The organism is Sulfitobacter sp. PR48 (assembly GCF_028807335.1).
Classification (GTDB): Bacteria; Pseudomonadota; Alphaproteobacteria; order Rhodobacterales; family Rhodobacteraceae; genus Sulfitobacter.
Genome location: NZ_JARAMM010000009.1, coordinates 95,248 through 117,261, shown reverse-complemented (window position 1 = coordinate 117,261; position 22,014 = coordinate 95,248). Strand labels below are relative to the sequence as shown.

Annotated in this window: 22 protein-coding genes; 12 read left to right on the top strand and 10 right to left on the bottom strand. The window is 62.8% G+C overall.

All coding sequences use genetic code 11. The features are described from left to right. The first annotated feature begins 102 nt into the window (after positions 1–102). The 4 genes from PVW51_RS13610 to PVW51_RS13595 all read left to right on the top strand — a co-directional run bounded on the left by PVW51_RS13610 (position 103) and on the right by PVW51_RS13595 (position 2,957). Positions 103–756, top strand: a complete 654-nt coding sequence (locus tag PVW51_RS13610; protein WP_067291253.1) for an alpha/beta hydrolase — start codon at positions 103–105, stop codon at positions 754–756. 13 nt (positions 757–769) lie between these two features. Next, the gene (locus PVW51_RS13605; protein ID WP_274575578.1) at positions 770–1,009 is read left to right on the top strand and encodes a hypothetical protein; all 240 of its coding nucleotides are present in this window, start codon (positions 770–772) and stop codon (positions 1,007–1,009) included. After that, positions 1,006–1,599 (top strand): HD domain-containing protein, encoded by a 594-nt coding sequence (locus tag PVW51_RS13600; RefSeq protein WP_274575577.1) that lies wholly within the window; start codon positions 1,006–1,008, stop codon positions 1,597–1,599. Before PVW51_RS13605 ends, PVW51_RS13600 begins: the two co-directional genes overlap by 4 nt. Positions 1,600–1,742: 143 nt before the next feature. Beyond that, positions 1,743–2,957 (top strand): NADP-dependent isocitrate dehydrogenase, encoded by a 1,215-nt coding sequence (locus PVW51_RS13595; protein ID WP_114277216.1) that lies wholly within the window; start codon positions 1,743–1,745, stop codon positions 2,955–2,957. Between the two features lie 88 nt (positions 2,958–3,045). Here the strand turns inward: PVW51_RS13595 and PVW51_RS13590 are convergent, their stop codons facing one another. Beyond that, positions 3,046–3,840 (bottom strand): class II glutamine amidotransferase, encoded by a 795-nt coding sequence (locus tag PVW51_RS13590; protein ID WP_269361996.1) that lies wholly within the window; start codon positions 3,838–3,840, stop codon positions 3,046–3,048. Between the two features lie 3 nt (positions 3,841–3,843). Further along, positions 3,844–4,050 carry a DUF6356 family protein gene (locus PVW51_RS13585; protein ID WP_274575576.1) on the bottom strand — a complete coding sequence of 69 codons (207 nt, stop codon included), beginning with the start codon at positions 4,048–4,050 and terminating at the stop codon, positions 3,844–3,846. Positions 4,051–4,162: 112 nt separating this feature from the next. On the opposite strand from PVW51_RS13585, the gene PVW51_RS13580 reads away from it, so the two are divergent. The 3 genes from PVW51_RS13580 to typA all read left to right on the top strand — a co-directional run bounded on the left by PVW51_RS13580 (position 4,163) and on the right by typA (position 6,909). After that, positions 4,163–4,621: an Lrp/AsnC family transcriptional regulator gene (locus PVW51_RS13580; RefSeq protein WP_269361993.1), complete on the top strand. Its 459-nt coding sequence runs from the start codon at positions 4,163–4,165 to the stop codon at positions 4,619–4,621. Between the two features lie 9 nt (positions 4,622–4,630). After that, positions 4,631–4,966: a DMT family transporter gene (locus PVW51_RS13575; RefSeq protein WP_269361992.1), complete on the top strand. Its 336-nt coding sequence runs from the start codon at positions 4,631–4,633 to the stop codon at positions 4,964–4,966. A gap of 125 nt (positions 4,967–5,091) precedes the next feature. Then, the gene (gene typA, locus PVW51_RS13570; RefSeq protein WP_114277221.1) at positions 5,092–6,909 is read left to right on the top strand and encodes a translational GTPase TypA; all 1,818 of its coding nucleotides are present in this window, start codon (positions 5,092–5,094) and stop codon (positions 6,907–6,909) included. A 67-nt stretch (positions 6,910–6,976) separates the two neighbouring features. On the opposite strand, the gene PVW51_RS13565 is transcribed toward typA, so the two are convergent. From PVW51_RS13565 to recA, 3 genes are all read right to left on the bottom strand, one after another. After that, positions 6,977–7,264 (bottom strand): DUF1330 domain-containing protein, encoded by a 288-nt coding sequence (locus PVW51_RS13565; RefSeq protein WP_269361989.1) that lies wholly within the window; start codon positions 7,262–7,264, stop codon positions 6,977–6,979. Position 7,265: 1 nt separating this feature from the next. Then, positions 7,266–9,923 carry an alanine--tRNA ligase gene (alaS, locus tag PVW51_RS13560; RefSeq protein ID WP_274575573.1) on the bottom strand — a complete coding sequence of 886 codons (2,658 nt, stop codon included), beginning with the start codon at positions 9,921–9,923 and terminating at the stop codon, positions 7,266–7,268. 143 nt (positions 9,924–10,066) lie between these two features. Then, positions 10,067–11,137: a recombinase RecA gene (gene recA / locus PVW51_RS13555; RefSeq protein WP_269361985.1), complete on the bottom strand. Its 1,071-nt coding sequence runs from the start codon at positions 11,135–11,137 to the stop codon at positions 10,067–10,069. Between the two features lie 202 nt (positions 11,138–11,339). Here recA and PVW51_RS13550 point away from each other — a divergent pair, with 202 nt between their 5' ends. Next, positions 11,340–11,933: a gamma-glutamyl kinase gene (locus PVW51_RS13550; RefSeq protein WP_274575572.1), complete on the top strand. Its 594-nt coding sequence runs from the start codon at positions 11,340–11,342 to the stop codon at positions 11,931–11,933. 93 nt (positions 11,934–12,026) lie between these two features. Here PVW51_RS13550 and PVW51_RS13545 read toward each other — a convergent pair whose 3' ends face one another. The 4 genes from PVW51_RS13545 to PVW51_RS13530 form a co-directional block, all read right to left on the bottom strand. Further along, complete coding sequence (locus PVW51_RS13545; RefSeq protein ID WP_274575684.1) at positions 12,027–14,231, bottom strand: ATP-binding response regulator; 2,205 nt, start codon at positions 14,229–14,231, stop codon at positions 12,027–12,029. Positions 14,232–14,478: 247 nt separating this feature from the next. Continuing rightward, positions 14,479–15,645 (bottom strand): RsmB/NOP family class I SAM-dependent RNA methyltransferase, encoded by a 1,167-nt coding sequence (locus tag PVW51_RS13540; protein ID WP_274575571.1) that lies wholly within the window; start codon positions 15,643–15,645, stop codon positions 14,479–14,481. 56 nt (positions 15,646–15,701) lie between these two features. Beyond that, positions 15,702–17,150, bottom strand: a complete 1,449-nt coding sequence (gene guaB, locus PVW51_RS13535; RefSeq protein WP_274575570.1) for an IMP dehydrogenase — start codon at positions 17,148–17,150, stop codon at positions 15,702–15,704. A 106-nt stretch (positions 17,151–17,256) separates the two neighbouring features. Continuing rightward, on the bottom strand, positions 17,257–17,622 hold the full coding sequence (locus PVW51_RS13530) for a hypothetical protein (protein WP_274575569.1): 366 nt from the start codon (positions 17,620–17,622) through the stop codon (positions 17,257–17,259). Positions 17,623–17,709: 87 nt separating this feature from the next. On the opposite strand from PVW51_RS13530, the gene PVW51_RS13525 reads away from it, so the two are divergent. The 4 genes from PVW51_RS13525 (at position 17,710) to PVW51_RS13510 (ending at position 21,493) form a co-directional block, all read left to right on the top strand. Then, a complete protein-coding gene (locus tag PVW51_RS13525) occupies positions 17,710–18,243 on the top strand; it encodes a hypothetical protein (RefSeq protein WP_274575568.1) in 534 nt (177 codons plus the stop codon). Next, entirely contained in the window at positions 18,243–18,449 is a 207-nt protein-coding gene (locus PVW51_RS13520) for a helix-turn-helix domain-containing protein (protein WP_274575566.1), read from the top strand. The genes PVW51_RS13525 and PVW51_RS13520 overlap by 1 nt, the downstream gene beginning before the upstream one ends. Before the next feature lie 159 nt (positions 18,450–18,608). Continuing rightward, the gene (locus PVW51_RS13515) at positions 18,609–20,654 is read left to right on the top strand and encodes an ASKHA domain-containing protein (protein WP_269361972.1); all 2,046 of its coding nucleotides are present in this window, start codon (positions 18,609–18,611) and stop codon (positions 20,652–20,654) included. Next, entirely contained in the window at positions 20,651–21,493 is an 843-nt protein-coding gene (locus PVW51_RS13510) for a class I SAM-dependent methyltransferase (protein WP_274575563.1), read from the top strand. The genes PVW51_RS13515 and PVW51_RS13510 overlap by 4 nt, the downstream gene beginning before the upstream one ends. A gap of 106 nt (positions 21,494–21,599) precedes the next feature. On the opposite strand, the gene PVW51_RS13505 is transcribed toward PVW51_RS13510, so the two are convergent. Beyond that, entirely contained in the window at positions 21,600–21,974 is a 375-nt protein-coding gene (locus PVW51_RS13505) for a VOC family protein (RefSeq protein ID WP_269361970.1), read from the bottom strand. Positions 21,975–22,014: the final 40 nt, after the last annotated feature.

Here is a 22,014-nt window from a genome sequence, read left to right as displayed (position 1 = left end):
GGCCCATACAGATTAGAACCGTTCTAAAGTGCCTGAGTGAAGTCGTCAACTATAGACCGCGCCATTCTGCCAGCCATTTGGAACCCGCAAACAGGGACGCCCATGCCAGAGGTTATCTTTCCCGGACCAGAAGGCCGCCTCGAAGGCCGCTATCACCCGCAAAAGGAACGCGACGCGCCCATCGCCATCGTGCTGCATCCGCATCCGCAATTTGGCGGGACGATGAATCACAAGGTTGTCTACAACCTGCATTACGCCTTCTACAACATGGGCTTTACCGTGCTGCGGTTCAATTTCCGTGGCGTCGGCCGCAGCCAGGGCGAATACGATCAGGGCATCGGTGAATTGTCTGACGCCGCCTCGGCGCTGGATTACCTGCAGTCGATGAACAACAATTCCAAACACTGCTGGGTCGCCGGATTCTCCTTTGGCGCATGGATCGGCATGCAATTGCTGATGCGGCGCCCGGAAATCACCGGCTTCATCTCGGTCGCGCCCCCCGCCAACATGTACGATTTCAGCTTTCTCGCCCCCTGCCCGTCTTCCGGCCTGGTGATCAACGGCACCGCGGACCGCGTGGCACCGCCCGCCGATACGGTCAATCTGGTCAGCAAGCTGCACGAACAAAAGGGCATCACCATCACCCATGAACAGGTCGAAGGTGCCGGGCATTTCTTTGAAGAGCCGCATATGGACACGCTGATCGGGACAACAACCGATTACGTCAAGCGCCGCCTGACCGAAACCACCCGCTGACAGGAGCACCCGCATGGCCGATCCGGTCGTCATCGAAATGGCCAACAAGCTGGCCGAAGAATGCCTGGCGGTCCAGAATGAAACCGGAGAGGACCGGCTGTTCATGGAGGTCGGGAACGTGCTCGGGGCCTCATCGCAGACCCTTGAAGAGGCGTTCCTGACCGCCATCCGCACCCGGATGGCCAATGATCAGGGCCGCGCCTTCCTGCGCAAAAAGCTCAAGTCGCACCGCGAAGCGCACCCCAAGGCATGACGGAAAAGACCCGTCTCGACCGGCAGATCGACTTTCTGGTCGAGGCCGACAAGCTCAAGAACACCATCCGTGCGACCGAACTCTGCGACGGGTCGCGCTATGAAAACTCCGCTGAACATTCCTGGCATCTGACGCTCTATGCCCTTGTGCTGGCCGATCAGGCCGGCCCGGAGGTGGAGATCAACTTGGTGATCAAGATGTTGATCCTGCACGATCTGGTGGAAATCGACGCGGGCGACAATCCGATCTTCGGCCAGCTGGACCATGCCGCGATCGAAGCGGCAGAACAGGCAGCCGCCGACCGTATCTTTGGCCTGCTGCCGGAGGACCAGCGCGACCACCTGCGCGCCATCTGGGAGGAATTCGAAGCCGCCCGCACCCCCTCCGCGCAATTCGCCAAGTCGCTGGACAGGTTCCAGCCGCCGATGCAGAATCTTGCCAGCGGTGGCGGCAGCTGGACCGATTACGACGTGACCGAAGCGCAGATCCACGACCGCGTCGGCAGCAAGATCGCCATCGGCGCACCGGGCCTGTGGGACTATGCCAAAGCCCGGATCGCCGCGTTTTTCGCCGCACATAAATCCACCTGACCGCCCGCAGGGCACATATTCGCGGCAGTTGCGCCGGAATCTGCAGATCAAGTTCTGTATACTATCGTATACCGCTTTCCCCTGCCCGCGTTTTGCGCTATGCGCGGCGCAACAGTTCTCCATAACCGAAAGGGATAGGCTTCATGTCAAAGATCAAGGTAGAAAACCCCGTCGTCGAGCTTGACGGCGATGAAATGACCCGGATCATCTGGGATTTCATCAAGAAAAAGCTGATCCTGCCCTACCTCGACATCGACCTGAAATACTACGATCTCGGCATCGAGGCGCGCGACGAGACAGACGATCAGATCACCATCGACGCCGCCGAAGCGATCAAGAAATACGGCGTTGGCGTCAAATGCGCGACCATCACGCCGGACGAAGCCCGGGTCGAGGAATTTGGCCTCAAGAAAATGTGGCGTTCGCCCAACGGCACCATCCGCAACATCCTGGGCGGCGTCGTGTTCCGCGAGCCGATCATCTGCAAGAACGTGCCGCGCCTTGTGCCCGGCTGGACCAAACCCATCGTCATCGGCCGTCACGCCTATGGCGACCAGTACCGCGCCACGGACATGAAATTCCCCGGCGCCGGCACATTGTCGATGAAATTCGTCGGCGAAGATGGCACCGTGATCGAGGAAGAAGTGTTCAAGGCCCCGGCATCGGGTGTCTACATGGCGATGTACAACCTTGATGAATCGATCAAGGATTTCGCCCGCGCCTCAATGAACTATGGCCTTCAGCGCGGCTGGCCGGTGTACCTGTCCACCAAGAACACGATCCTCAAGAACTATGACGGTCAGTTCATGATCCTGTTCCAGCAGGTCTTTGACGAAGAATTCGCCGACAAGTTCAAGGAAGCGGGCATCACCTATGAGCACCGCCTGATCGACGACATGGTTGCCTGTGCGATGAAATGGAACGGCGGCTATGTCTGGGCCTGCAAGAACTACGATGGCGACGTGCAGTCCGACACCGTGGCACAGGGCTTTGGCTCGCTGGGCCTGATGACCTCCATCCTGATGACCCCCGATGGCCAGACCGTCGAGGCCGAGGCAGCGCATGGCACGGTGACACGTCACTACCGCCAGCACCAGAAGGGCGAAGAGACATCGACCAACTCCATCGCGTCGATCTACGCCTGGACCGGTGGCCTGAAGCACCGCGGCAAGCTGGATGGCAACGAGGCGCTGACCAACTTTGCCACAACGCTTGAGAAAGTCGTGGTGGATACGGTCGAATCCGGTCACATGACCAAGGACCTCGCCCTGCTCGTCGGCCCCGACCAGAAGTGGCTGACCACCATGGGTTTCCTCGAAAAAGTGGACGAGAACCTGAACAAGGCCCTGGCAGGCTGAACATTCAAGGGCCGCGCAACTGCGCGGCCCTTTCCTTTTCACCGACAGATCTTGCGAAAGACTGCCGGGTTTTCCATGACAGCCGATCTCAGGCGGCGCGCGCCACCGTTTCGGGTGCAAATCCCGTGATCTCGCAGCCATCAGGCGTGAACCGGCAGAAACTGCCCTGCGGCACCTCTGTCCAGCCTGTCTGATCCAGATCATAGGGCTCAGATACGACGGCCCAGCCCTGCCAGTCCGCGCACCAGCGATAGAACAAGGACGGCGCCAGATCGTCCGAGGCATAGCGCAGGGCGTAGAGCGTATGCCCGTCCGACAGCGCCGCGGCCATGCGCATGTGCGGGCCTGTCCCCTGGGCGCGCGACAGCGCCTCGAATCGCGCCACGCTGCGGGCCATGGCGCCCTGCGGATCCGTGTCGATGCCCAGGCCGCAGGCCACCAGAAACAATGCCTCGCTGTCAGTGGCACCCTTGCGGTGCGGATAAAGCGCATCCTCGATCATCATGTCGGCAGATTTGCGGAACCGCTCGAACCCGCCCACCTGTCCATTGTGCATGAAACTCCACCGCCCCTGCACGAAGGGATGGCAATTGTTGCGGCTGGTCGCCGTCCCGGTGGAGGCGCGCACATGCGCCAGGAACAGCCGCGCCTGCACCTGTTCGGCCAGCGACCGCAGGTTCGGGTCCGACCAGGCCGGATAGACATCGCGATAAAGCCCCGGCTCCGGCCGCCGGTCGTACCAGGCCAGACCGAACCCATCCGCATTGATCGCGGTCTTGCATTCGGTGGCATCGCGGGACTGGCGGATCAAGGAATGATCCGGGGCCGAGATGATCTCGCTCAGGAACAATGGCGCGCCCTGCCAGGCCGCCCAGCGGCACATGGGTTACTGGCCCCGGTGGTGGGTGCGGGCGTAAAGCCTGGCGATGATGCCGCTCGCCGTCTTTTCGAACAGGCAGGGGATCAGCGCATGCACCAGCGCCGCACCGGCCGCCGCGAACAACAATGCGGAAAACCGCAGCGCGAACAGCATATGTTCGAAAAAGCTCTCATCGACCTTGGCGGGGTGGTCCAGAAATACGCGTGCGAACATCAAACTCTCCTTGGTTGGTTGCCGCCAACCTAGGCCATCCGGCACAAGAAGTTTTCCCAAAGATATCGAATTTTGCCTTGATCATGGGATATCCTCCCATCATTATCCGATCATGCATAACATCGACAACATAGACCGGCGTATCCTGGTGGAACTGCAACGCGACGCGGGGCAATCGCTCGAAACCCTCGGCGCGACGGTGGGCCTGTCGCGCAATGCCTGCTGGCGGCGCATGCGCCAGATGGAGGAGGCGGGCGTGATCAAGGGGCGCGTGGCGCTGCTGGATGCCGCGCGTCTGGGCCTGCCGCTCACCGTCTTTATCCAGGTCCGCACCAATGCCCATGCGCCCGACTGGCTGGAACGGTTCTCCACCGCCACCCGCGCCATGCCGGAGATCATGGGCGTCTACCGGATGTCCGGCGAGCTGGACTATTTGATCCGGGCGCAGGTTGCGGATATGGCGGGGTACGACCGCCTTTACCAAAGCCTGATCCGCAAGGTGCCGCTCTCCGATGTCTCGGCCAGTTTCGTCATGGAAGAGATCAAGGAAACAACCGCCCTGCCCCTGTAAGGACCGCCCATGCCGCTGCATTATCTCTGGCTCTTCATCGCCATCCTGACCGAAACCATCGGCACCACCGCCCTGCAGGCCAGCCAGCAATTCACCCGGCTTTGGCCTTCGGTCTGCGTGGTGCTGTTTTATGGTGCGTCGTTCTATTTCATGGCGCTGGCGCTCAAGGTGATGCCGGTAGGCATCGTCTATGCGATCTGGTCCGGCCTCGGGATCGTGCTCATCGCGGGGATCGGCTATGTCCTGTTTGGTCAGCGTCTCGACCTGCCTGCGGTGCTGGGGCTGTCCCTGATCATCGCGGGGATACTGGTGATCCATCTCTTTTCCACCGCCTCGACCCACTGAACGCCCCTGACGCTGCGGCACAGGGCGGCAGATGCCATGATGAAAGGGCTGAAACTGCTTTAGGGCTGGCCTTTGCTGCGTCTGCACGGTATGGCGCGCGCAACTCCCGCAAAAAGGCTGACCCCATGGACCTGCGCAATATCGCAATCATCGCACACGTTGACCACGGCAAGACGACTCTGGTGGACGAATTGCTCAAACAATCGGGCACCTACCGCGAAAACCAGGCGACCACCGAACGCGCCATGGACAGCAACGATCTGGAACGCGAGCGTGGCATCACGATTTTTGCCAAGCCGACCTCGGTCGAATGGAAGGGCACGCGGATCAACATCGTCGACACCCCCGGCCACGCCGATTTCGGCGGCGAGGTGGAGCGTATCCTGTCCATGGTCGATGGCGTGGTGCTGCTGGTGGATGCCGCCGAAGGCCCGATGCCGCAAACCAAATTCGTGACCTCCAAGGCGCTGAAACTGGGCCTGCGGCCCATCGTGGTGATCAACAAGGTCGACAAGCCCGACGGCGAGCCGGACCGCGCCCTGGACGAGGTGTTCGACCTTTTTGCCAACCTCGACGCCAGTGAAGAGCAGCTTGATTTCCCGGCCATGTATGCCTCCGGCCGCGCCGGCTGGGCAGATCATTCGCTGGACGGGCCGCGCAAGGGTCTGGACGCATTGTTCGAACTGATCCTCAAACATGTCCCGGCGCCCAAGCAGCTTTCCGATATCGACCAGCCCTTCACCATGCTGGCCACCACCCTTGGCGGTGACCCCTTCCTGGGGCGCCTGCTGACCGGCCGGGTCGAATCCGGCACGCTGAAGGCAGGCCAGACGATCAAGGCGATGTCGCGCGACGGCAAGCTGATCGAGAATTTCCGCTGCACCAAGATCCTCGCCTATCGCGGGCTGGAGCAGACCGCCATCGACGTGGCCGAGGCAGGTGACATCGTCTCCATTGCCGGCATGACCAAGGCCACCGTGGCCGACACCCTGGCAGACCAGAGCGTGACCGAGGCGATCCCGGCCCAGCCGATCGATCCGCCCACCATCACCGTCACCTTCGGCATCAACGATTCTCCGCTGGCCGGGCGCGATGGCAAAAAGGTGCAATCCCGCGTCATCCGCGAGCGCCTGCACAAGGAAGCGGAATCAAACGTCGCCATCAAGATCAGCGACACACCCGGCGGCGAAGCCTTTGAGGTTGCCGGACGGGGCGAATTGCAGATGGGCGTGCTGATCGAGAACATGCGCCGCGAAGGGTTCGAACTGTCGATCTCCCGCCCGCAGGTGCTGTTCCGTGACATCGACGGCGAGCGGCACGAGCCGATCGAGGAAGCCACCATTGACGTGGACGACGAATATTCCGGTGCGGTGATCGAAAAGATCACCGGCGTGCGGCGTGGCGAGCTGGTCGAGATGAAACCGGCCGGTGCGGGCAAGACACGTATTGTGGCCCATGTCCCCTCGCGCGGGCTGATCGGCTATCACGGCGAATTCCTGACCGATACCCGCGGCACCGGCGTGCTGAACCGCGTGTTCCACAGCTGGGCGCCGCACAAGGGCCCGATCCCGGGCCGCCGCGCGGGCGTCCTGATCTCGATGGAGAACGGCACCTCGGTGGCCTATGCCCTGTGGAACCTCGAAGAACGCGGCCGAATGATGATCGGCGCCCAGGCCGACGTCTATACCGGCATGATCATTGGCGAACATTCCCGCGACAACGATCTGGAAGTGAACCCGCTGAAGGGCAAGAAACTGACCAACGTGCGCGCCTCCGGCACGGATGAGGCGGTGCGCCTGACCACGCCGATCACGCTCTCGCTGGAAGAAGCCATCGCCTATATCGACGATGATGAGCTGGTTGAAGTGACGCCAAATGCGATCCGGCTGCGCAAGCGCTTCCTGGACCCGCATGAACGCAAGCGGATGGCAAAATCGGCCTGACGGGAGATTCCGGGGCGCTGCCCCGGACCCCGGGAATATTTAAGGCCAAAAAGAAAGCAGACCAGCGTTATGCGCTGGTCTCCACAATCACCAGTTCACGTTCAGATGCGCCGCGCGCATGGCTCAAAGCCGCCTGATAGGCATCTGAATGATAACATTTTTCCGCTGATTCCAGGTCCGGAAAACGGGCCACGACATTGCGCGGGCGCGCCTTACCTTCGAGCTGCACGAAGCGCCCCCCCCGCGCGATGAATTCGCCGCCATGATCGGCGATGGCAACCGTCGCGCCTGCGGCGTATTTCTTGTATGCCTCTTCGTCCGTGACGGTGACATGAGCGATCCAGAGTGCAGGCATGTTATCCTCCCATTACCTTTTCCGCAGCGGCAATCGCCGCCTGCGCGTTTTCAGTGCTGGCACCGCCGCCCTGCGCCATGTCAGGCCGTCCGCCGCCGCCCTTGCCCCCCAGTTCGGCCACTGCGGCCTTGAGGATATCCACCGCAGACAGCCGGTCCGTCAGATCCGCCGTCACCCCTGCGGCAACGGCAGCCTTGCCGCCCGCATCGGCGATCAGCAGCACGGCGCCCGTGCCCAGCCGCGCCTTGTGTTCGTCCACCAGCGCGGGCAGATCCTTGCCCGTCACGCCGCTCAGCACCTGGGCGATGAACTTGATCCCGCCGACCTCGCGGGTATCCGGCGCGGCCGCACCGCCCCCCGACATGGCCAGTTCACGGCGCAGCTGCGCCACTTCATTCGCCAGGCTCTTGCGTTCATCCATCAGGCTGCGGACCCGGTCCGGCACATCACCCGGCGCGGATTTGAGCGCCTCTGCGACACGCGACAATGCCGATTGCTGTTCACGCAGCCAGGCCAGCGCCTCCGCCCCCGTCAGCGCCTCGATCCGGCGCACACCGGCACTGCTGGCGCTGTCGCCCAGCAGCACAAAGGCCCCGATGTCGCCGGTCTGGCGCACATGGGTGCCGCCGCAGAGTTCGAGCGAATAGGTGTTCCGGTCATTCCCCTTGCCCGATCCGGCCTGATGGCCCATCGAGACCACGCGCACCTCGTCGCCGTATTTTTCGCCAAACAGCGCCTGCGCCCCAAGCGCGCGCGCGTCATCCGGGGTCATGATCCTTGTATCGACAGTGGCATTCTGGCGGATGAAGCTGTTCACCTCCGCTTCGACCTGCGCCAGTTCAGCGGCGGTCAGCCCCTTGGCATGGCTGAAATCGAACCGCAGCCGGTCCGGCGCATTGAGCGAGCCGCGCTGTGCCACGTGATCGCCCAGGGCACCGCGCAGCGCCTCGTGCAACAGGTGCGTCGCCGAATGGTTGGCCCGGATGGCGGTGCGCCTCGCATGATCCACTTCCAGCACGGCCGCCTGCCCCACCTTGACCTCGCCCTTTGTCACCTTGCCGAAATGGGCAAAGACGCCTGCCGCCTTGCGGGTATCCGTGATGGTGATTTCACCGGTGCCGGTGCGGATCACACCCGTGTCGCCGACCTGGCCACCGGATTCGGCATAGAAAGGCGTCTGGTTGAAGGCGACCTGGATGCTGTCACCCTCGCGGGCCAGTTCCGTCAACACGCCTTCCATCACCAGCGCCTTGATCTGACCCTCTGCGGTTTCGGTCTCATAGCCCAGAAACTCGGTCGGGCCGTTCTTTTCGGCCACGTCGAACCAGACGGTTGCATCCGCCGCCTCGCCAGACCCGGCCCAGGCCGCGCGGGCCTTGGCCTTCTGCTCTGCCATGGCCGTGTCAAAACCTTCAATATCCACCGCGCGTCCCTGCTCGCGCAGCGCATCCTGCGTCAGGTCCAGCGGGAAGCCGAAAGTGTCATAAAGCTTGAAGGCCGCCTGCCCCGACAGGTTCGCCCCCTCCGGCAGGCCGCTGACCTCGTCCTCCAGCAGGCGCAGGCCCCGGTCCAGTGTCTGTTTGAAGCGGGTTTCCTCGTTCAGCAGGGTTTCGGTGATCAGCGATTGCGCCTGCCCCAGTTCAGGGTATGCCGCGCCCATCTGGCTGACCAGTGCCGGTACCAGACGGTGCATCAGCGGGTCCTGGACCCCCAGCAGATGCGCATGGCGCATCGCCCGACGCATGATCCGGCGCAGCACATAACCGCGCCCGTCGTTGGCGGGCATGACCCCGTCCGCGATCAGGAAGGAGGTGGAGCGCAAATGATCCGCGATGACCCGGTGGTGCGTCCGGCCCGGCCCGTCCGGATCGGTGCTGGAGGCATCTGCCGAGGCCTCGATCAGCGCGCGCATCAGATCGGTGGCGTAATTGTCATTGGTGCCCTGCAACAGCGCGGCAACCCGTTCGATCCCCATGCCGGTGTCGATCGACTGGTTCGGCAGGTCGCGGCGGGTGCCATCCTCGAATTGTTCGTATTGCATGAAGACGAGATTCCAGATCTCGACAAAGCGGTCGCCATCCTCCTCCGGGCTGCCCGGAGGGCCACCCCAGATGTGGTCGCCGTGATCATAGAAGATCTCGGTGCAGGGGCCGCAGGGCCCGGTGGGACCGGCCGACCAGAAATTGTCATCCGTCGCGATGCGGATGATGCGGTCATCGCTCAGGCCCGCATGTTTCTTCCAGATCGCCACCGCTTCGTCATCGGTATGATAGACCGTCACCAGCAGGCGCTTTTCGTCGATGCCGAACACCTTGGTCAGCAGGTCCCAGGCCAGCGGGATCGCTTCGGATTTGAAATAATCGCCAAAGCTGAAGTTGCCCAGCATCTCGAAGAACGTGTGGTGGCGCGCGGTATAGCCGACATTGTCCAGGTCGTTGTGCTTGCCGCCTGCGCGCACGCATTTCTGCGCGGTGGCGGCACGCGTGTAGTCGCGGGTTTCGACCCCGGTGAACAGGTTCTTGAACTGCACCATGCCCGCCGCCGTGAACATCAGCGTCGGGTCGTTGCGGGGCACCAGCGGGCTTGAAGGGACAACCTGGTGTCCGTTCTTGTCGAAATAGGACAGGAAACTGGAGCGGATTTCGTTCAGGGTCTTCATCGGTCAGGCCTTCCGGGGCAAATACGCGTCGTTGTCAGATAGCCTTGGCAGGCTTGCCTGTCCACAGGTCCGGCATGGAAAAAGGGGCGCTGCCCGCCGACGCGCCCCTGATGTCTTGCAGCGATTGCAATCTGGTCCGGGCCTCAGGCCTCCAGAATGTCCGCATCATCCGTGTCGGAACCATTGAAATCCAGACCATGCGCCGCGCGGATCTTGTCTTCGATCTCCATCGCCATGGCGGTGTTTTCCTTCAGGAAGGCCTTGGCGTTTTCACGGCCCTGCCCGATCCGCTCATCCCCGTAAGAGAACCAGGAGCCGGATTTGTCGACCACGCCGGCCTTGACGCCGAGGTCCAGCAGCTCACCCATCTTGGAGATGCCTTCGCCATACATGATGTCGAATTCCACCTGTTTGAAGGGCGGCGCGACCTTGTTCTTCACGACCTTGACGCGGGTTGCATTGCCCACCACCTCGTCACGGTCCTTGAGCGCGCCGATGCGGCGGATGTCGAGGCGGACCGAAGAGTAGAATTTCAGCGCATTGCCGCCCGTTGTCGTTTCGGGGCTGCCGAACATGACGCCGATCTTCATCCGGATCTGGTTGATGAAGATCACCGTGCACTGGGTCCGGCTGATCGAGCCGGTCAGCTTGCGCATGGCCTGGCTCATCAGGCGGGCCTGCACGCCGACGCTGCTGTCGCCCATGTCGCCCTCAAGCTCGGATTTCGGCGTCAGCGCGGCAACCGAATCGACAACAACCATATTGACCGCGCCGGAGCGGACCAGCGTATCGGTGATCTCAAGCGCCTGTTCGCCGGTATCGGGCTGCGAGATCAGCAGCTCGTCGATGTCCACGCCCAGCTTGCGGGCATATTGCGGGTCAAGCGCGTGTTCCGCATCCACAAAGGCACAGACGCCGCCCGCCTTCTGCTGCTCTGCAAGGCAGTGCAGCGTCAGCGTTGTCTTGCCGGAAGATTCGGGGCCGTAGATCTCGACGATCCGGCCCATCGGCAGGCCGCCGATGCCAAGCGCGATGTCCAGCCCCAGCGATCCCGTGGAACTTGCCGTGATGTCCTGAATCGCACCTTCCGCGCCCAGTTTCATGATCGAACCCTTGCCGAACTGCCGTTCGATCTGGGCCAGGGCGCTGTCCAGCGCCTTCTGCTTTTCCGCCGACTTCTTGTTGTCCATTGTCAATAAATCTGCCGTTGCCATATGCCCGTTCCCTTAGTGTCATAGTGGCGCGGGATCGGCAATCGCCGTCCTGCGCCGGTTTTTTGTTCCGCTAATGTTCTCTATGGGACCAAAAGTGGAACATTTCAATCACTTTATTTCTTTCCCCATCTTTTACGGGAATGGGTTAAGAAGTAGTTTACGGCGACAACCCGGGATGATCCAACGCGCGAGGCCACCTTAAATGCTTGTTTTCTTTAAGGAACGCCTGGCCTTCCTGTCGGTGCCGAAAACCGGGACAACCGCTTATGAAAGTGCGCTTGCGGCGCGGGCGGACATGGTGATCTCCGACCCGCCGATGCTGAAACATGCGCCTGTCTATCGCTACAATCGCTTCATCCGGCCCATGTTCGAAAGGGTCTGCGGGGTCGAACTGGAAGTCATGGCGGTGATGCGCGAGCCGGTCTCCTGGCTGGGCAGCTGGTACCGCTACCGCCAGCGCCCCTTCATGGAGGGCAAGCCGAATGCGACCCATGGCATCAGTTTCGACGATTTTGTCCTGGCCTATATGAAGGGGAACAAACCCGGCTTTGCCGATGTGGGCAGCCAGGCCCAGTTCATGAAAAGCCAGCCGAACGGCACCGGGGTCACCCATTTCTTCCGCTACGAAGACCAGCCGAGGCTCAAGGCCTTTCTGGAAGAACGTCTGGAAGTGACATTGTCCCTTGCCCGCGAAAACGTCTCCCCCGCGATGGCGCTCAGGCTTTCTCCGGAGGTCGAGGAGCGGTTTCGCCGCAAATGCGCCGAGGAATTCGCGCTTTACCACTCCATCCCGTAGCGCCGGTGCCACAGGTGGTTCAGGGGTCGCTGCCGGCCATATTCGTCCGGACGGGACCGTAGCTCACACCTCCCCCAATTCGAAGCACCCGGCTCAATGCATCTGCTTGTGCACCATCTCGGTCAGTTCGTTCAGTGAAAACGGTTTCGGCAGGAAAACGGAATTCGGTATCCTGCTTTGCTCCTCTCCGAAACTGTCTTCGGCATAGCCGGAGACAAAGACAACCCGCACGTCCGGCCGTTCCTTCAGTGCCTCGCGCACCCAGCTGGGGCCATCCATGCCGGGCATCACCACGTCGGTCACAAAGACATCCACGGTAAGGTTTTCGTCTTCCAGGGTCTTTAACGCCGCCTCTGCCGATTCAGCCTCAAGGACGGTAAAGCCGCGCAGACGCAGCGCCCGGCTGGCAAAGGCGCGCACCGGGGCCTCGTCCTCCACCAGCAGGACGACCCCGTCCGAGGAATCGGACGCGTTTGACCGCTCCGCGACATCGGGCCGCGGCGACACCTCCGGACTGTGGTCATGCACCGGGAAATACAGCACGAAGGTGGTGCCGACGCCGGGCTGGGAATCGACAAAGATGAACCCGCCGGTCTGCTTGACAATGCCATAGGCGGTCGACAGGCCGAGGCCGGTCCCCTCGCCCGTGCGCTTGGTGGTGAAAAACGGCTCGAACACCTTTTGCAGCTTGTCCGAAGCAATGCCCAGCCCGCTGTCAATCACCTCGACGGTCACATAGTCACCGGCCGGCACGGTGACGCGGTCCCGTGTCAGCGGCTCTTCCAGCGTCAGGCATTCCGTGACGATCCTGATCTCACCGCCCGCCGGCATGGCGTCGCGGGCATTGACCACGAGGTTCATCAGAACCTGTTCGAGCTGACGCTTGTCGGCGCGGATCGGGCGCAACACCGGATCATGGCTGAGCGTGAGGGTCACCTTTTCGCCGACCAGCCGGTTCAGCAGATGGGTCAGATCCGCCAAGGTGTCGCGCAGGTCCAGCGTTTCCGGCCGCAGGGTCTGTTTGCGCGAAAAGGCCAGCAGCTGGCGCACCAGCCCGGCGGCGCGGTTGGCGTTCTGGTTGATCTGGATCAGGTCCCCATAATCGGCATCGCCCTGATCGTGGCGCAGCAGCAGCAGGTCGCAATGGCCCGAGATTGCCGTCAGCAAATTGTTGAAATCATGCGCGACACCGCCTGCCAACTGGCCGATTGCCTGCATTTTCTGGCTTTGCACGAATTGCGCCTCCAGTGATTTCAGTTCCGTTGCGTCGTGCAGCACGGCAATAAGCGCCGGCTCGCCGTCTTCCATAATCCGATTCAGCACCACTTGCACGAAAGTTTCCTTGTCGGTGCGGGTCAACCGCAGGAATTCCGACTTCTGGACCATCCGGTTGGACAGCGTGTCATTCAGCCAATCCGCGATCGGACGGCCCAGCCCCTCCATCAGTTGCGAAATATTGGCGCCTTCAACCAGCTTGGTGCCGATCAGCCCCGCCGCCATCCGGTTGAAAGAGCGCACGGCACCGTCGGGTGCCACCTTAATCATTGGCACAGGCATGTCCTGAAAGGCCTGCCACCCCTGCATCGGCGCCTCCAGGGACGCCTCCGGCGGCGGCAGCAGAAAGATCACGCGGCGCCCTGCCCCGGCATCCATTTCCGCCACCAGCATCCGGCGCGGCCCGTCAGGGCAGGACACTTCTGCCAGCGTCCCGGGCACGACGGGCAGCTCCGTGAATATGCGATCAAGGGTCTTGACCCGTCCGCCAAGCAGCCGCCGCGCGGCATCATTGGTAAAGAGCACCGCGCCGCTGCGCCCCAGCATCAGCATCGGCAGTTGCACCCCGTCGTGCGGGGTGCGCGCAGCGGTCCGCGCGCCCATGTTCTCAAGCCGCCACAGGAACCGGTCCTGCGCGATCTCATGGACCGCCACGCGCAGGTGCCCGGCCCGTGTCGCGACATCCTCCTGCGCGGCACCGCTGGCATCGGCGCGCGATTGCAACCGGTAGAGAATGCCCGCCGGATTCGCGAAGGTTTCGGTCAGGGCCGCGCCCAGCGTCGTGAAACTGTCGCGTTCGAACAGGCGATGCGCGGCGCGGTTCGCGCCGTGAATCAGACCGTCCCTTTCGGCAATGAAACAGGGGGTGGTATCATGTTCGATAAAGGTCTCGATGGTATCGACCAGCCCGGACCGGCGGACGGCCTGACCCGCCGCGCGCAGGCCCAGAACACCGCCCACCATCACCACTGTCGCCCCGGAGCAGAACAGAGCCAGCGCAAATATCCGCTGCGACACGAACATGCCCACAGCGACCAGCACCGCCCCCAGGATCACCAGCAGCCAGGTTTGTCTGTTGCGCACCCGCAGCGGCGCCGCGCCAACCGGCGGCACCGGCGGCCGCGGTTCGGCAATAACGTCCGGCGCGTTCTGCCCCAGCGATACAGACAAAATCTATCCTCCGACGGCCCTCGAATCGTCCTCCATTAAGCGTCTCCCGGGTTAATCGAACCTTAACCACAGCAGAGATGCATCCCAAAGTTGAGTATGATTAGCCTGATACCCGCGTCAACTGCGCAGTATAGAAACCGTCGCCCGCCGCATCGACGGCAAAACGATGCGCAAAGCTGCAGGTCCAGCCGGGGTTTCGCGACAGAAAGGCCGCCAGCCGGTCCTCGTTTTCCGCCCGCAGAACCGAACAGGTGGCATAGGCCAAAAGGCCCGAGGGCCCGACAAGCGCTGCGGCGCGGTCAAGGATCTCGTCCTGGAGCGCGGTCAATTCTTCCAGGCGCGCAGGCGTCAGGGTCCATTTCCCCTCGGCGGCGCGGCGCCAGGCGCCCGAACCGGAACAGGGCGCATCGCATAGCACCACATCGAAGGGGGCGGCATCTGCCAGCGTCGCGGTTTCGGCAAGTGCCACGGTGACACCCGCCCGTGCCGCGCGGGCGGGCAGATCGGCCATGCGGGCGGGCGCGATGTCATGGGCGGTGACCTGCCGCGCCGGGTCCATCGCCAGGGCCAGCGCCTTGCCCCCGCCGCCTGCGCAATAATCCAGCACCCGTCCGCCCGACGGCAGGGCGGCAACAACGGCCTGGCTTGCGGCATCCTGAAGCTCGATCAACCCTTCGGCAAAGGCGGATGAATTGCGGATACGGCGCTGCCCTTCGGTCACGGTCAGGGCCGCCTCCGCCAGCGGGTTCACCGTGGTCTCCACCCCCTGTTCGCGCAGCATGTCTGCGGCGGACTGCCGCTGGATGCGGGCAAGATTGACGCGCAGCACGATCGGGGCGCGCGCCTGAAGCGCGCCGGCAGTGCGGGCGGCATCTTCCCCCAGCGACGCTTCGAAAGGGGTCACCAGCCATTCCGGCAGGCACCACAGGGTTGGACGGTCTTCGGGCGGCGCGGGAAAATCCAGTTCTGCCGCGGTTGCGGGTTCGGGGGCATGGCCATCGCCGGTGAATAACGCCGCGATATCAGCCTCTTGCAGATGAAGCAGCCCCAGCATGAGCTGGCGTCCGGCCTCACCGCGCCCGAAATGCGCCGCCAGCGAACGGCAGCGCAACACGTCAAAGACATGGTCCCGGATTGCCGCACGGTCCTTGGAACCGGCAAAACGACTGCGCCGGGCCCAGCGGGTCAGCGCCTGTTCCGCCGCCTGACCGCCCTGGATGTCATCAAGGATTTCAATCGCCGCCGCGACCCGCGCCCCCGGGGTCATCGGGCTGAATTCACATCAAGAACGTCGTGCAACAGATTGAAATTCATGATATTCCCCTATCCGGCACGGTAGTTCGGCGACTCGCGGGTGATCTGAACGTCATGCACGTGGCTTTCCTTCAGCCCCGCCCCGGTGATCCTGACAAAGCTGCAATTCTTGCGCATCTCTTCGACGGTGGCACAGCCGGTATAGCCCATCGCGGCCCGCAGACCGCCGACCATCTGGTGCACAACGGCCGCCGCGCTGCCCTTGTAGGCCACCTGGCCCTCGATGCCTTCGGGCACCAGCTTGTCGCTCGCGGCATCCTTCTGGAAATAGCGGTCGGCCGATCCGCTGGCCATCGCGCCAAGCGAACCCATTCCACGATAAGACTTGAAGCTACGCCCTTGATAAAGAATGACTTCTCCGGGGCTCTCATCGGTGCCTGCGATCATGGAGCCAACCATGGCACAGGATGCGCCAGCGGCAATGGCCTTGGCGAAATCGCCCGAAAACTTGATGCCGCCATCGGCGATGACGGGGATCTCACCCGCTGCCGCAGCGCAATCCATGATGGCGGTCAGCTGCGGCACGCCAACACCTGCCACCATGCGCGTGGTGCAGATGGAGCCGGGGCCAATGCCGACCTTGATCGCATCGGCGCCGGCGTCGATCAGGGCGCGGGTCGCCCCGGCCGTAGCGACATTGCCCGCGACCACCTGCACCTCGTTGGACAGCGCCTTGACCCGTTTGACCGCAAGCGCCACCCCTTCGGAATGGCCATGGGCGGTGTCGATCACGATCATGTCGGCACCGGCATCCACCAGCGCCTGCGACCGTTCAAAGCCCGCGTCGCCCACGGTGGTGGCCGCCGCGACCCGCAACCGCCCCAGCGCGTCCTTGCAGGCGGTCGGGTTCAGCACGGCCTGTTCGGTATCCTTGAGCGTCAGCAGACCGGTCAGCTTGCCCTTGGCATCTGTCACCAGCAGCTTTTCGATGCGGCGCGCCTTCATCAGGCTGATCGCCTCTTCGCGGTCCGCCGGCTCGTGCAGGATGGCAAGGTTCTCCGAAGACATCATCACCCGCACCGGGGTCTTGTCATCGCTGGCAAAGCGCATGTCACGGTTGGTCACGATCCCCACGACACGCCCGGTGTCATCGACCACCGGAAATCCGGTGACGTTATAGCGTTCCTGCAGCGCCTTGGCATCGGCCAGGGTCTGTTCCGGGGTCAGGGTGATCGGGTTATAGACGATGCCGGATTCAAACCGTTTGACCCGGCGGATCTCGCGGGCCTGTTCGTCAATGGTCAGGTTGCGGTGAACCACCCCCATGCCGCCGGCCTGCGCCATGGCAATCGCCATGCGCCCCTCGGTCACGGTATCCATGGCGGAACTGAGCAGCGGAATGTTCAGCGCAATGGATCTGGTCACATGCGTGCGGGTATCTGCGGTGGATGGCAATACAGACGACGCTGCGGGAACAAGCAATACATCGTCAAAGGTCAGGGCCTCACGAATCTCCATTTTACACCTCGGCTTGGATGGGTTCATTTGGCGGTTTCATATTTCACGGATGGTCTGGATTGGAAAGACCTATTGCGTCCATTTGCGGATGGTTCTGCATCGCGTGTCATCGGCAAGGATTCTGATGCCGGACGAACTGAAGGATCATCACCGCCGCATCCATCCTGCTCTGAGCGGCAGGTCCGGGCACGCGGGCGCTGGCGTATCGCCAGAAGTCCACCGCGTCGAACTGCCCCTGCCCCGGTGCGGCACATATGGTCGGCCTGCCAGACTGCCGGTCCTCTGCCATGGCCTGTCCGATGACCTGACGCAGGTAGATACCCAGCCTCTTCTTTTCTTCGGGATCGGTCCGGGCGCGATCCATCCAGGCGAAAAGGCGGTCAAGGCCCAACGCTGGCGCGCGTTGATCCGCTGCGGCGGGGCCTGTGCCGCAGACAAGGACGATCAGCAGAATGGCAAGGTGGCGGCGCATTGTTTACTCCTAAACAGAAATTAGTTATTGCTAAACGATAATTCCTCTGCTTTATAAAGGTCAAGTCCAATACCAGGGAGAGTTGAAATGGATCAGGTCAACCGTCAAAAACGCATCATGTGGTGGAGCAAGAGTCTCGCCGCAGCAACGCTTGTTCTGGCAGTTGCGCTTCCGCTTTTGGTGTTCATCACGGTGCTGCTGCTTCCTTTCGACATGCTCGCTGCATCTGCCCATGTCGCACCACCGCCATCTGCCCTTTCCTCCGGCACGCAGCTTTTGATTGCCCTTGTTGCAAGCCTGCCTGCCCTGTTGCTGTCCTGGGGTCTGTGGGCGCTGCGGCCCGCGCTGATCTCCTTTGGTCGCGGCGCCTGTTTCGCCCCCGTTGTGTTTGGCGCGCTCAAACGCTTTGCGGTGGCCTTGTTCGTCTCTGCACTGTTGCGGGTGGCTGTGGTCCCGCTGACCGGTGTGATCCTCTCAATTGGTCAAGAACAGGGCGCACTGAGCCTGCGTTTCGGCATGGGTGATCTGCAAACGATGCTCCTGGCCGCCGGAGTCTGGATCCTGGCCTGGATCATCGTCGAAGCGGCGGCATTGGATGCCGAAAACAAGCAGTTCGTCTGATGCAGATCGAGGTACATCTTGCCGTGATCCTGGCGCAACGTGGCGTGAGCGGGCGCGCATTGGCCGAACACATCGGCATCACCCAGGCCAATCTTTCACTGCTGCGGCAGGGCAAGGTCAAAGGGGTGCGTTTCGAGACGCTGGCAAAGATCTGCGACTACCTTGACTGCCAGCCCGGCGACCTCTTCACCTTTCGCCGCGACTGATCGCGGGGGTTCCCCGAGGGCTGACACGCGCGAAAATCGTCGCCGTGACGGCAAAGGGATGGCGCAAATGACGCCCAGCGTTCATTTATTGCCGCCCTTTGGCTTCCACCTGCCGCAGGGGGCGCTATGGTGGCCAAAAGCAGTTAAGGACGGCACGAGATGAGCAGCGATCCCCTGGTGATCTTCACCCCCTCTGGCAAGCGGGGAAACTTCCCTGTCGGCACGCCGATCCTGACGGCGGCACGGCAGCTGGGGGTTGACCTGGATTCGGTCTGCGGCGGGCGCGGCATCTGCTCGAAATGCCAGATCACGCCCAGCTACGGCGAATTTTCCAAACACGGCGTTACCGTCAGCGGCAACGCGCTGAGTGAATGGAACTCGGTGGAGCAGCGCTATAAGGACAAGCGCGGGCTGAAGGAAGGGCGCAGGCTGGGCTGTCAGGCAACCGTGCAGGGTGACGTGGTGATCGACGTGCCCCCCGAAAGCCAGGTGCACAAACAGGTCGTGCGCAAACGCGCCGAAGCGCGCGAGATCGTTCTCAACCCCTCGACCAAGCTGTTCTATATCGAAGTGGCTGAACCGGACATGCACGACCCCTCGGGCGATCTGGAGCGGCTGCGCGATGCGCTGCGCGAACAATGGAACCTCGAAAAGGTCAATGCAGACCTGCACATCCTGCAAATGATGCAACCGATCCTGCGCAAGGGCGAGTGGAAGGTGACTGTCGCCGTGCATCTGGGCGATACGGAAAACCCGCCCCGCATCATGCATATCTGGCCGGGATATTACGATGGCACGGTCTATGGGCTGGCGGTCGATCTGGGGTCAACCACCATCGCCGCGCATCTGTGTGATCTGCAAACCGGCGCAGTGCTGGCCTCGTCAGGGGTGATGAACCCGCAGATCCGCTTTGGCGAAGACCTGATGAGCCGGGTCAGCTATTCGATGATGAATCCCAGGGGTGCCGAGGAAATGACCCGCGCGGTGCGCGAAGGCATGAATGCGCTGTTCACCCAGATCGCAACCGAAGGCAATGTGGACAAGAACCTGATTGTCGACGCGGTCTTTGTCTGCAACCCGGTGATGCACCACCTGTTTCTGGGCATCGACCCTTTCGAGCTGGGTCAGGCGCCCTTTGCGCTGGCCACCTCCAACGCCATGCGCCTGCGCGCCGATGATCTCGACCTCAACATTCACCCCTCGGCGCGGGTCTATCTGCTGCCCTGTATCGCGGGCCATGTGGGCGCGGATGCCGCCGCCGTCGCGCTGAGCGAGGCACCGGACAAATCCGAGGATCTGGTGCTGGTGGTCGACGTGGGCACCAATGCGGAAATCCTGCTGGGCAACAAGACCAAGGTGCTGGCCTGTTCCTCGCCCACCGGCCCGGCCTTTGAGGGCGCGCAGATCAGCTCCGGTCAGCGCGCCGCCCCCGGTGCCATCGAACGGGTGGAGATCGACCCGGTGACCAAGCTGCCGCGCTTCAAGGTGATCGGCAGCGACCTGTGGTCCGATGACCCCGGTTTCGAGGCCGAAATCGCCACCACCGGCGTCACCGGCATCTGCGGCTCCGGCATCATCGAGATGGTGGCAGAGATGCGCATCCATGGCATCGTCGACGCCCCCGGCCTGATCGGCACGGCAGAGCAGACCGGATCACCTGCGGTCTTTGCCGACGGGCGCACCAATTCCTACCTGGTCTATGACGGCACCGGCAATGGCGGCCCGCTGATCACCGTCACCAACCGCGACATCCGCGAGATCCAGATGGCCAAGGCGGCGCTGTATTCCGGGGCGCGGCTGCTGATGGACAAATTCGGCGTCGACAAGGTGGACCGCATCGTGCTGGCCGGTGCCTTCGGCGCGCATATCAGCACCAAACATGCGATGGTGCTGGGCATGATCCCCGATGCGCCGCTGGACAAGGTGACATCGGCCGGAAACGCCGCCGGGACCGGCGCGCGGATTGCCCTGCTGAACACCGACGCGCGGGCCGAGATCGAACAGACCGTGCGCGACATCCACAAGGTCGAAACCGCGATTGAACCGCGCTTTCAGGAGCATTTCGTCAATGCTTCCGCCATCCCCAACGCGGTTGAACCCTTTCCGATCCTCCACTCCATCGTCACCCTGCCGACAGCCACCTTCAACACCGGGGGCGATCACGGCGGCGATTCCGGCGGCAGACGCAGGCGGCGCCGGGGATGAGCAACGCAGAGCAGCAGGATTTCTGGAACGCTCAGGCAGGCCCGATCTGGGTGGCCCAGATGGAAAACATGGACCGCGCCCTTGCGCCGGTGCTCGACCATGTGCTTGGCGCGGCGCATATCCGGCGGGGCGACAGGGTGCTCGACATCGGTTGCGGTGCCGGCACCAGCACAGCGGCGGCGGCACGGCTGGCCGGACACGATGGCAGCGCCTGCGGGCTGGACATCTCTCATGCGCTGCTGGCCCATGCCCGCCTGTCAACGGCGGATGCCCCCGGCCTGACGTTCATCCAGGGCGATGCGCAGACGTTCGACTTCGAGCCGGATCAGTTCGACGCGATGATTTCCCGCTTTGGCGTGATGTTCTTTGAAAACACCCAGGCGGCCTTTGCCAATATTGCCAGCGGGTTGCGCCCTGGTGCGCAGCTGAGCTTTGCCACCTGGGGTGACATCGCGGAGAACCCCTATTTCACCATGCCCGCCGCCATCGCAAAGACGGTGATCGGCGCGGTCCCCAAGACTGATCCGGATGCGCCCGGACCCTTCGCCCTGCGCGACAGGCAAAAGGTTGTCGCATTGCTGGACGCGGCGGGACTGGTGGAGATCAAGGCCCGCGTGCTGCCCTTGGATCTGACACCGCCGGGCGACGCGGCGCAGGTGGCGCAATTGCTTTGCGACATCGGCCCGGCCCAGCGGGCCCTGACCCATTTCGAGGCGGATGACGCCGACCGCGCACGGCTGGTTGACGCATTGATTGCAGGTCTGGAACCCTTCGAGACGCCAAAGGGCATCCGCATTCCCGCGCAGATCAACCTCTTCACCGCCCGGACCAAGGGCTGATCCCGCCTATAGCGTTTCCAGTTCATGTCGTATCGCCAACACCCTGCCGCGCCTTTGGCGCTCCCGGGACATTGGCGATGCTTCGTTTCAACGAAAACCGGAAACTTCAATCCAGCTGCCGGGAGATCCACCAGGTGACGCCATTGGCATCCCGCACCCCGCCGCGCAGGTCGCCGTCGCCCTTGTCCGTCAGCGGTTGCACCTCCGTCCCGCCGGCCGCCAGCGCACGGGCAAAGGCCGCTTCCGCCTCTGCCACATAGACATGCACATGGGCTTCGGTGCTTTCCGGCATTTCGCCCATCATGATCACCGTATCATCCACAAGCGCCTCTGCATGCATGATCCCCTTGCCGCCCTCGCCCGGGATCACCCGCAGCCGGGTGGCGCCGAAGGCGGCTTCCAGAAAGCCCAGGGTCGCATTGGCATCGCGGACCATCAGATAGGGCGACGCGCTGTTGTATCCGTCAGGTTTGTAACTCATCCTGTCCTCCGCTTTGTACGCGCCGCCCCCTTGACGGCGC

Coding starts and splice junctions, on each gene's coding strand:
- PVW51_RS13530 (WP_274575569.1), bottom strand. CDS start 17,622: ATGCGCCGCCACCTTGCCATTCTGCTGATCGTCCTTGTCTGCGGCACA.
- PVW51_RS13505 (WP_269361970.1), bottom strand. CDS start 21,974: ATGAGTTACAAACCTGACGGATACAACAGCGCGTCGCCCTATCTGATG.
- recA (WP_269361985.1), bottom strand. CDS start 11,137: ATGGCAACGGCAGATTTATTGACAATGGACAACAAGAAGTCGGCGGAA.
- PVW51_RS13525 (WP_274575568.1), top strand. CDS start 17,710: ATGGATCAGGTCAACCGTCAAAAACGCATCATGTGGTGGAGCAAGAGT.
- PVW51_RS13510 (WP_274575563.1), top strand. CDS start 20,651: ATGAGCAACGCAGAGCAGCAGGATTTCTGGAACGCTCAGGCAGGCCCG.
- PVW51_RS13565 (WP_269361989.1), bottom strand. CDS start 7,264: ATGCCTGCACTCTGGATCGCTCATGTCACCGTCACGGACGAAGAGGCA.
- PVW51_RS13600 (WP_274575577.1), top strand. CDS start 1,006: ATGACGGAAAAGACCCGTCTCGACCGGCAGATCGACTTTCTGGTCGAG.
- PVW51_RS13515 (WP_269361972.1), top strand. CDS start 18,609: ATGAGCAGCGATCCCCTGGTGATCTTCACCCCCTCTGGCAAGCGGGGA.
- PVW51_RS13605 (WP_274575578.1), top strand. CDS start 770: ATGGCCGATCCGGTCGTCATCGAAATGGCCAACAAGCTGGCCGAAGAA.
- PVW51_RS13585 (WP_274575576.1), bottom strand. CDS start 4,050: ATGTTCGCACGCGTATTTCTGGACCACCCCGCCAAGGTCGATGAGAGC.
- alaS (WP_274575573.1), bottom strand. CDS start 9,923: ATGAAGACCCTGAACGAAATCCGCTCCAGTTTCCTGTCCTATTTCGAC.
- PVW51_RS13545 (WP_274575684.1), bottom strand. CDS start 14,231: ATGTTCGTGTCGCAGCGGATATTTGCGCTGGCTCTGTTCTGCTCCGGG.
- PVW51_RS13610 (WP_067291253.1), top strand. CDS start 103: ATGCCAGAGGTTATCTTTCCCGGACCAGAAGGCCGCCTCGAAGGCCGC.
- PVW51_RS13575 (WP_269361992.1), top strand. CDS start 4,631: ATGCCGCTGCATTATCTCTGGCTCTTCATCGCCATCCTGACCGAAACC.
- PVW51_RS13595 (WP_114277216.1), top strand. CDS start 1,743: ATGTCAAAGATCAAGGTAGAAAACCCCGTCGTCGAGCTTGACGGCGAT.
- PVW51_RS13580 (WP_269361993.1), top strand. CDS start 4,163: ATGCATAACATCGACAACATAGACCGGCGTATCCTGGTGGAACTGCAA.
- guaB (WP_274575570.1), bottom strand. CDS start 17,150: ATGGAGATTCGTGAGGCCCTGACCTTTGACGATGTATTGCTTGTTCCC.
- PVW51_RS13550 (WP_274575572.1), top strand. CDS start 11,340: ATGCTTGTTTTCTTTAAGGAACGCCTGGCCTTCCTGTCGGTGCCGAAA.
- PVW51_RS13590 (WP_269361996.1), bottom strand. CDS start 3,840: ATGTGCCGCTGGGCGGCCTGGCAGGGCGCGCCATTGTTCCTGAGCGAG.
- PVW51_RS13520 (WP_274575566.1), top strand. CDS start 18,243: ATGCAGATCGAGGTACATCTTGCCGTGATCCTGGCGCAACGTGGCGTG.
- PVW51_RS13540 (WP_274575571.1), bottom strand. CDS start 15,645: ATGACCCCGGGGGCGCGGGTCGCGGCGGCGATTGAAATCCTTGATGAC.
- typA (WP_114277221.1), top strand. CDS start 5,092: ATGGACCTGCGCAATATCGCAATCATCGCACACGTTGACCACGGCAAG.